The following is a 7,931-nucleotide window of genomic DNA, read 5'->3' on the forward strand; positions in this document are numbered from 1 at the left end:
CGCTCACTGCAGGCCTCGAAAAAGGCATCAACCGACTGCGGAAATGTGGTGGTGAACACTTGCGCCGTCGTTGTGCCGTTTGTCAGTAGCATATTCAGGAAGCGATCGGCCACAGATCGGGCATAGACTTTGTCCCGAAACTTGAGCTCGGTCGGAAACGTATATTTTTCCAACCACTCCAGCAGCTGTTCACCGAATGCGGCGATCATCTCGGTTTGCGGATAATGCACATGGGTGTCAACAAACCCCGGCATTATCAGTCGATTGGCATGGAGGGTGGTTTCGACATCAGCGTATTTGCCAGCCAACTCTGCGTATGGCCCGAAATCCGAGATTTTGTCGCCATCAATAATCAAGAGCCCGTCGGGTAAGTAGCGAACAGATTCTTCCTCGTCTTTGTAGAAGGGATCGTACAAAAAATCGAGAAATGCTCCTCTTATCGCTTTCATTTCCGCCTCCCGATAAAGAAAAAGCCCGGTTTGGTGTTGCGGATTTAAAAAGTATCTATGTTTTCATTGATCGAAATTGATGATTTTACGAAAATAACATTGCGTCAAGTGCGCGTTGTTCAATTTGGAGTTTACCTGGAAAGCGTATGTCCAGCGGGAAGCTTACGGGATCGTTCAGATCTACGGTTTGCGGAGTGGTGTGAAAGACATCGGCGAAGGTGTCATTTCGCAACAGGCGCTTGTTGCCGGTCTCGTTTGAAAACAGGAGTATGGAGGAGGAAGAAGATAACAAAAAACCCGGCCGTTTGGCCGGGCTTTCGGAAGCTTGATCTGCGTGTAAGGGCTTAAGCCGCCTCTACCTTAGCAGCACGAAGTTTTTCCAGAATGTTCTGCGGCGAGGAAACGCCGTACGGATCGCTTTCGCAATTGTCGGAGAATCCTTCTTCTTCGAACCACTGCTCGACGACACCGTCGTTGACAACAGCACCGTAGCGCCAGGAGCGCATACCGAAGCCGAGATTATCCTTGGCAACAAGCATACCCATTTTGCGGGTGAACTCGCCGGAACCGTCCGGGATCACCTTGACGTTTTCAACACCCTGCGCCTTGGCCCAGGCATTCATCACGAACGCATCGTTGACGGAAATGCAGTAGATCTCGTCGACACCTTCAGCCTTGAACTCTTCAAAGAGTTTTTCGAAATCCGGCAGCTGGAAAGTGGAGCAGGTCGGGGTGAAAGCACCCGGAAGCGAAAACAGAACGACCTTCTTGCCTTTGAAATAATCGTCGCTCGTTTTGTCTTCCCAGCGGAACGGATTCGAGCCTTCGATGGATTCGTCGCGAACGCGGGTGCGGAAGGTAACAAAAGGAACATTTTTGCCGAGCATAGCTTAACTCCTGGTTTTCAATTTCTCACGATGCCGGGGCTTCTCGGGAAGGAATAGTATCGGTCCCCGTCCGGTGATAGGGCTCGAATTCGGAAGCAGCACGCGCAGCATCTTGCAGCTTTCAGCTAGCTTAATTGCTGCGTCGCGGCAAGGAGTTTTTGCACATTAGAATAATTTAAAAACAGGAATAGAATGCCAACCTGTTCTGAGATAGGAATTTGATGTTAAAGAGCTTTTGAACTCAGCATCATTTTTCCTTTTGGAGCAGAATGCAAAAAATCCCGTTTTAGATGAGGCTTCATGCCGCACCGCCAACGAATGTCTTCGGGAAAATGTCCTGGGGAGAACACGTCGCTGACCGCTCTTGTCGTCCGACGGGAGAACATATGATTATATACATGGCAAAATATGCTGATTAATCTGGCACAGCGCTGACAGGCAACGTTGCGGTGTCAGCCATGGGGCTAATCGTAATTTCAGACATGGGCCGTTGATGCGACATGTGTTTCTTGCGGTGAAGTGGGGCTGTATCGGTCTGACTGCAATCGTGTTTCTGGGCCAATTGGCCATGGTGTTGATGCGTTATCTGCTCGGCATCGGCTTTCTGGAGATTCAGGACGCGGTCAACTATGCCTTTGCTTCCCTGGTCGCCCTGTCGGTCATAGTTGCCTTTGACGCGGACAAACATGTTCGTGTCGACGTCTTTCGTCAAAAACTGCCCGACGCTGTCAACACATGGATCGATTTGTTTGGCAACCTGTTCTTGGCACTGCCTGTATTCGGTTTGATGCTGTGGACCGCGTATCCGCTGGTGCGAAGTTCCTGGTCCATTCTGGAAGGCTCGCCAGAGACAGGCGGGTTGCCTGGACTTTATATTGTCAAAACCTGTCTGTTGATCCTGCCTGCGCTGGTGATCGTGCTCACGCTGTCCCGGCTCATTGCCGCATTTCGGCGGACTGATGCATGAGTGCTGACATCATCTGGCTCATTGTCATGACGCTGGCCGTCTTTACCTGCATCTTGTCGGGCGTTCCCGTTCTTCTGGCAATCGCCGGCGCCCCGACCCTGATCGCGCTTCTGGCGGCTGCTTTTGGCGATTTTGATCTGGTTTTCTTCCAGGCGGTGCCGCAGCGGGTCTATGGCATCATGACCAATCCTCTACTGCTCGCAGTTCCGCTCTTCGTGCTTATGGGATTGCTGCTTGAAAAATCTCGCCAGGCGGAAAAGATGCTCAAGAGCCTGACGGCAGTGCTCGGCGGCAATCAGTCCGCGCTTGCACTGTCAGTTGTCTTAGTCAGCGCATTGATTGCCGCCTCCACGGGCATTATCGGCGCAACCATCGTCATGTTAGGCACGATCACTTTGCCGGCGCTGCTGAATGCCGGGGTGAACAAACGCATGAGCAGTGGTCTGATCTGCGCCAGCGGAACGCTCGGCCAAATCATCCCACCATCGATTGTCTTGATCCTCCTGGGAGATCAGATCTCGAATGCTTATTTTGAGGCCCAGCAGGAAGCGGGCAATTTTGCCCCTGATCCCGTCACCGTCGGAGATCTGTTCGCCGGTGCTCTGTTTCCTGGTTTGTTGCTTGTGGCTCTTTATGCTGCGTACGTGCTTCTTCGCCTTCGACGCGCGCCGTCGCAAGAAGCACAGGCCGCCGATGGCGAGAAGATCTCGTCGCTGCAGCTGATCAAGGACATCGCTCCGACTCTTGGACTGATTGTGGCGGTGCTTGGCAGCATTCTGGTGGGCATCGCCACGCCGACCGAAGCCGCTGGTGTCGGTGTCGCCGGCGCCATCTTGATCGCGGCTGCGGGGCAGGGCGGTACTTTGGCGCGCACGGCGACCTTTTGCGCGGCATTTGCAATCGGACTTCTTGCCATGCGTCAGACGGGGATACTTGGTCTGGAGTTTTCTGGCGGCAGGATCAGTTGGTCTCTCGCGTCTTCGTTGTCTGTCCTCCTGACGGTCTGCGCTTTCGGTCTACTCCTGTCCATTGCAACATCGCTTCTGAGACGGGAAATTCTTCTGCCGGCGCTTCGGGAAACTGTGACCATTACCGGCATGATTTTCGGGATTGTCATGGCCGCCAGCGTGCTTTCGTTGGTCTTTCGCGGTTTTGACGGAGATGAGCACGTCGGCGACCTGCTTCAGGCTCTTCCCGGGGGTGCCATCGGTATGCTGATCCTGACCATGCTGGTGATCTTCCTGCTCGGCTTCATTCTGGAATTTGTGGAAATCATCTTCATCGTTGTGCCGATCGTCGGACCGATCATCCTGCAGTCGGATATCAGCCCGGTCTGGTTCGCGGTGCTGATTGCGCTCAACCTGCAAACGTCGTTCTTGACGCCGCCATTCGGATTTGCGCTTTTCTATTTCAGGTCTGTTGCGCCGAGGGACATCCGCACATCAGAGATCTATGCTGCGGTGGTTCCGTTCGTCGCAATTCAATTGCTGGCGCTTGGCCTGGTAGCCGCCTTTCCGGCCCTTGCGACTTGGCTGCCTGCGGTCTTGTTCTGAATTTTTGATATTAGGGAGAAACGACATGAAAAGACGCGATTTCCTGAAAGCAGGGGCTGTCGCTGCACCTGCAAGCCTGCTGGCGGCACCCGCCATCGCCCAGGGCAAGATCGAGTGGAAACTGCCAACTTCCTTTCCGGCCAAGGCTCCGGGTGTCGGCACAAACGTCACCACATTCGCCGAACGTGTCGCCGCCATGTCCGACGGCCAGTTGACCCTAAAAGTGTTCTCCGGTGGCGAACTTGTTCCGCCCTTCGGTGTGGAAGACGCGGTGGAGCAAGGCACGGCTGAAATCGGCCATTCCACCCCTTATTACGCTGCTTCCAAGAATTCGGCCCTGCATTTCTTTTCCGCTGTTCCTTTCGGTATGACTGCAGTGGAAACAACCGCATGGCTGCGCTATGGGGGCGGCCAGGATCTTTGGGACGAAATCTACGCCGAGCGTGGCCTGAAACCGTTCTATTCTGGAAATTCCGGAGTTCAGGCTGCCGGATGGTTCAAGAAACCCATCGAGAGCTTGAATGATCTTGCAGGTCTCAACATGCGCATTGCCGGACTTGGCGGCGAAGCGATGAGGAAACTCGGTGTCAACGCCGTACTGTTGCCGCCTCCTGAAATCTTCCCGTCCTTCCAGTCCGGCGCAATCGATGCGGCTGAATGGGTCGGTCCGATGCTGGACATGGCATTCGGTCTCCAGAAGGTCGCCAAATATTGCTATGTGCCGGCTTTCCACGAGCCGTCTGCCGCTCTCGAGATTGTGGTCAACAAGGAAGCCTATGACGGATTGCCGAAACACTTGCAGGCAGTCGTCGCCAACGCTGCCGAAGCCTCATCCGTCGAAACGACAGCGCAGTTCGACTATTACAACGCGGTCGCCATGCAGAAACTGAAAGCTGACGGCGTGACCTTCGGAGCATTCCCCGAGGACGTCATCACCGCTCTCAAAATCGCAGTTGCCGAAGTCATGACTGAAAATGCGGAAGCCAATCCGGCGTTTGCCAAGGTTCAGAAAAGCTACGACGCGTTTCTGGATCTTGCCAAGGATTATGCTGTGGAAGTGAAAGCCGCGACGTTCACACAGCGCGTCTGATCGATATCCCGCCGGAGCGCAAGTTTCTCCGGCGGGGTTCAGTTTCTTTGGCGGTTTCTCTTGTCAGAGGTATCGTTCAAGGTTGACGGTGGGCGTCTGCAATCAGGTCGAAGCCTTGCGCTCTCGAATGACTATGTAGGTTCCGCTCGCGATGATAATCGTAGCGCCGACAAAAGTTGCGGCAACCGGGATCTCTTCCCAAAGCAACCATCCGAACAAGGTTGCCCAGAGCAGTGCGGTGTAGTCCAGCGGAGCCACCACGCTTGCCGGAGCGAGGCGGAATGCTTGCGTCATCAGCGTGGCTCCGGCTGTTCCGAAGAATGCAATGCCGAGGAACAGCGAAAAATCTTCCGGACGGGGCGCAACCCAGAAAAAAGGCATTGCGAATGCTCCGAGAAATGCACCAGAACCAACAAGATAGAGCATGAGAGTCCACACGCTCTCGCGCGGGTCGATCCATCGAGCGCTGAGCATTAGCAACGCGTAAAAAAATGCGGTTGCGAGCGGCAGAAGCGATGCGGTTTGAAATGTTCCGAAACCGGGTCGAACGACTATGATGACACCCAGGAAACCTACCAGAACTGCGGACCAACGCCGCCAACCGACTGGGTGTTTGAGAACCAGAGCAGAGAGAGCGGTAACGAAGACCGGCATGACAAAGACCAGGGCCGTTGCTTCGGCGAGCCCGAGATAGATGAAGCTTGTGAAAAAGAGCGTTGCAGCCGTGAGCCAAAGACCACCGCGCAGCAAATGCGCGGCTGGACGATAAGAGCGCAGGGCCGACGTGCCACCCAGTTTGAGAGCAACCGCAATTGCAAATGGCAGCGCGATAAGATTGCGCAGAAACAGGAATTGAATCGGTGAATATCCGGCCGTCAGCAGCTTTGCGATAGCATCGCTGACACTCAGAAAAGCCACACCGACGAGCATCAGGACGATGCCGGATGTGACCTGATTTCCTGATTCCGTGGTAGCCGTCTGCACGATTTTTCCTCCAGAAGAGGAGCAGGTAATCAGTAGATCGAAGACGCTACAAGGTTGGTTTCGCCTGAAACGGTCTCATGAGGCGGAGTGAAGACTTGTGCGACCTTCAATACGGTCCGCGGTGCACATGATCAAGATGAAGCGTATGGTATGGTTCGAGAAGGCGCCGTAGTTGAAATCGGCTGTGCCGACGCAATAGACGTGGTTTCCCGGGCGGTGAGGAATAAAGTTACCCTGGTGAATTCGATCGCAGGTCTCAACCTTCAAGCCGATAGGCGCGCTGCGCCGTCCTGAAGTAAATAGCTTCCTGTTCTTCGGTCGTTAAAGCACCCGATAGGCATCCCAAACAGTTCTATAGGTCGAGACGAGCTTTTCGACCGGAAAGTTGCTCCCGAGCAGGCAGCGATCCGCACCGAAGACATTTATTACCTGATCGACAAGAGGCCTGATGCTCTCAGGTGTCCAGTTTGGATCCGCCTGTGCCAGACCAGAGATTTTCATGAATGTATTGGGCCGCGCGGCAAGCGCCTTGATGCCTTCAAGCCAACTGGCGAGAGCTTCCTCATCCCCTGCAATCGGTGAACCCAAATGGTCGATGATGACAGGTATTGTCGGGTATTCTGAAAGGAATTCTGCAAATTGCTTTAGTTGAGTGTGCCAGCAGGTCAGATCGAAGCACGCATCGACGCCGGCAAGTGCGCCGAATCCTTGGCGCCAGGTGGGACTTGCCAATAAATCTTCTTCCAGAATATCCGGGCGGGAAGAGGGGAGCTGCCACCAGATTTCCTGACGTATTCCGCGAAAGACAGTGTGCCGTGCATGCCGTTCAAGAACGGCTTCAATATCAGGTTTGGAAAGATCCGCATAAGCCACGAAACCCTCTATCCGGTCCCCTTGCGGGTGGCTGTCGGCGATGCTCTGGACCCATGCCGTCTCTTCAACAGGATCGGACGCGTGATCCATCTCCGCCTGTATCACAACATAAGAGGTATCCGTGCTCTCGTCCTCTGCAATGGCATCTTCCAGCAGATACGTTGCCGGCAGTCCGGGAAACGCACCGCCCTGACACCACGGATAGTCAAACCGTGTCGTGTCCCAAAGATGAAGATGCGCATCAATCCGTTGCATGTTCAAAGTCCTGAAAATTCCGATGACGATTGTTTTGGAGCGTAGCACAACTCAGGGCTATAGGAGTGTTGCGAGGTATCCGGATGAGCAGACCGTTTTGGCAAGACTGTCTTCTGTCGGTACCTGTGACGAAACTCAACATTCGTCCACGCGGTTTGGCAAAAGAAGCTTGGTATTTGCGCCACGTCCAAGGGAGAACTAGAAGGCTGGCGTCGCATCCATGACGGAAATGAACGTCCCGAATGGGGGGAGCAAATTTCTGGAGCGCTCCAAAGGTCGTTGGGCCATGACTTTAAATCGCAAGGGGTGATGCGGAAACCCGGTCTTGTAGTTCAGGCATTGGATGAAGCGACACATGCACGGTCGCGTCCAGTTGCAGCGCCAATGGGCCTGACAGCAAACCCGCTATGTACGCCCAAAAATCTGCCCAGGCCCTCGACCTCCCTATACGGCGCAAGGACGCAGCACAGACCTAGCGGCTATAAGAACCCGAACATGAAAGTTGGCGGTGATCTAAATGCTTGCCCGTTCGAAATTCAAACAGTTATCAATGCTCGAAAAGCAGATGGCCCTGTGGCGAGATCAAACCTGAGGCGTTTGTCGTGGCAGCCTTGAACCTTCGGAGGAAACAAATGAGCGACGATGACATTCCCGGTGATCCCGTTTGTTACGCTAGCAAGATAATCGGTGGTCATATTGTTGACCTGCAGACCTTCAGGGATGTCAGCCAATTTCGAAAGTCAGAAAGGGCTCGTCTTGTCGAAGGGCGGAGGCGGCTGGAAAACAGCGAGCGTCAGGAAAAGACCACTCAGTTGATCGCTCACCTGCGTAGGATATTGCAGGAAAATCCGGCTGAGAAAATTGCCGTTTACT

Annotated in this window: 8 protein-coding genes and 1 pseudogene; 5 read left to right on the forward strand and 4 right to left on the reverse strand. The window is 54.0% G+C overall.

Annotated elements, in window-relative coordinates; translation table 11 throughout:
• On the reverse strand, positions 1-449 hold a 449-nt coding region (locus K5905_RS21785; protein ID WP_297587676.1), incomplete at its 3' end, for an amidohydrolase family protein.
• A 115-nt stretch (positions 450-564) separates the two neighbouring features.
• Between K5905_RS21785 and K5905_RS21790 the strand changes: the two genes are divergently transcribed.
• Positions 565-708, forward strand: coding sequence for a hypothetical protein (locus K5905_RS21790; protein ID WP_297587679.1), 144 nt, complete (start codon positions 565-567; stop codon positions 706-708).
• An 85-nt stretch (positions 709-793) separates the two neighbouring features.
• Here K5905_RS21790 and K5905_RS21795 read toward each other — a convergent pair whose 3' ends face one another.
• Entirely contained in the window at positions 794-1,336 is a 543-nt protein-coding gene (locus tag K5905_RS21795; RefSeq protein ID WP_297587682.1) for a peroxiredoxin, read from the reverse strand.
• 493 nt (positions 1,337-1,829) lie between these two features.
• Between K5905_RS21795 and K5905_RS21800 the strand changes: the two genes are divergently transcribed.
• The 3 genes from K5905_RS21800 to K5905_RS21810 are packed head-to-tail and all read left to right on the forward strand — an operon-like array spanning position 1,830 to position 4,946.
• Complete coding sequence (locus K5905_RS21800) at positions 1,830-2,303, forward strand: TRAP transporter small permease subunit (protein WP_297587684.1); 474 nt, start codon at positions 1,830-1,832, stop codon at positions 2,301-2,303.
• Complete coding sequence (locus K5905_RS21805; protein WP_297587687.1) at positions 2,300-3,856, forward strand: TRAP transporter large permease subunit; 1,557 nt, start codon at positions 2,300-2,302, stop codon at positions 3,854-3,856. The genes K5905_RS21800 and K5905_RS21805 overlap by 4 nt, the downstream gene beginning before the upstream one ends.
• A 25-nt stretch (positions 3,857-3,881) precedes the next feature.
• A complete protein-coding gene (locus tag K5905_RS21810) occupies positions 3,882-4,946 on the forward strand; it encodes a TRAP transporter substrate-binding protein (RefSeq protein ID WP_297587690.1) in 1,065 nt (354 codons plus the stop codon).
• A 102-nt stretch (positions 4,947-5,048) separates the two neighbouring features.
• Here K5905_RS21810 and K5905_RS21815 read toward each other — a convergent pair whose 3' ends face one another.
• On the reverse strand, positions 5,049-5,930 hold the full coding sequence (locus K5905_RS21815; RefSeq protein WP_297587693.1) for a DMT family transporter: 882 nt from the start codon (positions 5,928-5,930) through the stop codon (positions 5,049-5,051).
• A gap of 321 nt (positions 5,931-6,251) precedes the next feature.
• A complete protein-coding gene (locus K5905_RS21820) occupies positions 6,252-7,058 on the reverse strand; it encodes an amidohydrolase (protein WP_297587696.1) in 807 nt (268 codons plus the stop codon).
• A 632-nt stretch (positions 7,059-7,690) separates the two neighbouring features.
• Between K5905_RS21820 and K5905_RS21825 the strand changes: the two are divergent.
• A pseudogene (locus tag K5905_RS21825) lies at positions 7,691-7,931 on the forward strand (5-formyltetrahydrofolate cyclo-ligase); the annotation flags it as partial.

Origin of the sequence: Roseibium sp. (assembly GCF_025698965.1) — a bacterium.
In the GTDB taxonomy this organism is placed as follows: domain Bacteria; phylum Pseudomonadota; class Alphaproteobacteria; order Rhizobiales; family Stappiaceae; genus Roseibium.

What these genes read in the sequence shown, in the direction of transcription:
- K5905_RS21810 (WP_297587690.1), top strand. Translation starts at nt 3,882, where the DNA reads ATGAAAAGACGCGATTTCCTGAAAGCAGGGGCTGTCGCTGCACCTGCA.
- K5905_RS21805 (WP_297587687.1), top strand. Translation starts at nt 2,300, where the DNA reads ATGAGTGCTGACATCATCTGGCTCATTGTCATGACGCTGGCCGTCTTT.
- K5905_RS21800 (WP_297587684.1), top strand. Translation starts at nt 1,830, where the DNA reads ATGCGACATGTGTTTCTTGCGGTGAAGTGGGGCTGTATCGGTCTGACT.
- K5905_RS21820 (WP_297587696.1), bottom strand. Translation starts at nt 7,058, where the DNA reads ATGCAACGGATTGATGCGCATCTTCATCTTTGGGACACGACACGGTTT.
- K5905_RS21795 (WP_297587682.1), bottom strand. Translation starts at nt 1,336, where the DNA reads ATGCTCGGCAAAAATGTTCCTTTTGTTACCTTCCGCACCCGCGTTCGC.